A 1,847-nucleotide genomic window follows, 5' to 3' on the forward strand; every position below is an offset into this window, starting at 1 on the left:
GCCCCCCGCTCTGTCCATGCAGTCCATGGCAAAGTCCTCAGCGTCATCGCCATACCCAATTCCTTGGAACGCCGAGATCGCCGGACGCCGGGATTCTGGGAATCCCAGGAATCTAGGCGAGTTCGCTGGCGCAGTCGCGGCAGATGACGCCTAGACCAGTCTTCTGCACGGCTTGGCTGCGATGGCGGTTAGTGAAGCAACTGGCGCAGAGGAACTCATCCGCTGCTTGCGGGAGGACTTCAACGCTCAGCTCTTCCTCGACGATGGCGCCAGGGAGCTCCACGCCATCGGAAAAGTCGGTTTCTTCAAGCTCGGCCACAACGCTCTTCGCGTCGGGGGGGCATCGGCTTGTTGCACGTCCTTGAGCGTCTTCTCGGACGCCGCGGCGAAATCCGGACGAACCTCGTCATATTCTGCAGCCATGTTCCTGCCTCCACAGGTGGGAAAATACGCGACAACCACAGCGTGGTGGCGTGCGCTTCGATCGCCAAAGCCCTGGATGGCGGGCTCCGGTCCAGCGCAGCGAAGCCGCCGTCCGGAAGGCTGGCTTCGACGGCGGCTTGGCCGGCTGGCGGCCAATTGCTAGGAGCTGAGCTCCGCGGCAATGGCGCTGTTGAACGCATCGAGGTCGCCTGGATTGCGCGAGGTAATCAGCACGAAGCCGTTTGCCGGGCAGCGGAAAACCTGTTCGTCCTTCCAGGTGGCGCCGGCATTGACGACATCGGCCTTGATCGAGGTGTACGAGGTCAAGGTCTTGCCCTTGGCCAATCCGGTTTCCACCAGCAGCCATGGCCCATGGCAGATGGAAGCGATCGGCCGGCCAGAACCGGCAAAGGACAGGGCAATGCGCTGGGCATCGGCATCCAAGCGGAGGTTGTCGGCATTCAGCGTTCCGCCGGGGATCAGCAGCAGATCGAAATCCTGCTCGTTCACTGTTGCCAGCGTTTCGCTGGCTTCGAAGACCTCCCCCAGATCCCAATCGCCGACCAGCGACTTGACCTGGCCGGTCTCCGGGGCCGCGATCACCACCTCTGCACCGGCTTGGCGCAGATGCTCCACTGGCTTCTTCAGCTCATCCTGCTCGACTCCGCGGTTGGAAACTGCCGCAAGAACTTTCTTGCCTGCTAGGTCTGGCATATTCATGCTCCTTTCATCGTCCACAGCCCACTGTGCTCTGGGCAGCTACCGCAGGCAAGCCGCAGTCAGGAAGCATCCAGCTGCCGGCTTCGGATCGGGCTTTCGCCGCGCTGCCATGCGCCTTGAACGCGCACAGCAGGCCTTGCCGCGGTAGAAGCGGCAAGGCCTGCTGTGCTGGGAAGAAGATGATCAGGCGTTGATCAGCTGGGCATCTTCCTTGGCCTTCTTGCTAGCACGCACGTGCTTGTAGGCGGTGAAAGCCAGCGTCAATGCGAGGATCGAGTACAGGGTAATCGTGATTCCGCTGGAAACCAGGATGCTCGCATCGCCTTCCGAGACGGTCAGTGCACGGCGCAGCTCGGTTTCGGCCAGCGGGCCGAGGATCACTGCAATCAGTACCGGAGCCAAGGGGATCTCGTAGCGACGCATCACGAATCCAACCAGTCCCACACCCAGCAGGATCCACAGATCCAGCAGCGCGGCGCTGATGGCGTAGACGCCGAGGACCGAGAGCACGGTAATGCCTGCGTACAGGTAGTGGCGCGGGACCAGCAGCAGCTTGGCCCACAGCACCGCGAACTGCATGTTCATGACCAGCAGGATCACCAGTCCGATGAACAGCGAGGCCAGCAGGGTCCACACCATGGGGCCGCTGCGTTCGAACAGCAGCGGGCCTGGCTGCATGCCGTACTGCTGGAAGGCGGCGGTCA

At 62.4% G+C, this 1,847-nt stretch carries 3 protein-coding genes; all 3 read right to left on the bottom strand.

The annotated features are described in order from the left end of the window. Positions 1-112: 112 nt before the first annotated feature. Positions 113-319, bottom strand: a complete 207-nt coding sequence (locus ACNPM8_RS01430) for a DUF4193 family protein (protein WP_448939114.1) — start codon at positions 317-319, stop codon at positions 113-115. A 263-nt stretch (positions 320-582) separates the two neighbouring features. Continuing rightward, a complete protein-coding gene (locus ACNPM8_RS01435; RefSeq protein WP_448939115.1) occupies positions 583-1,137 on the bottom strand; it encodes a type 1 glutamine amidotransferase domain-containing protein in 555 nt (184 codons plus the stop codon). A 189-nt stretch (positions 1,138-1,326) separates the two neighbouring features. Further along, positions 1,327-1,847: tripartite tricarboxylate transporter permease (locus ACNPM8_RS01440; protein WP_448939116.1), on the bottom strand; the 521-nt coding region annotated here is incomplete at its 5' end.

Source organism: Glutamicibacter sp. AGC46 (genome assembly GCF_053543715.1).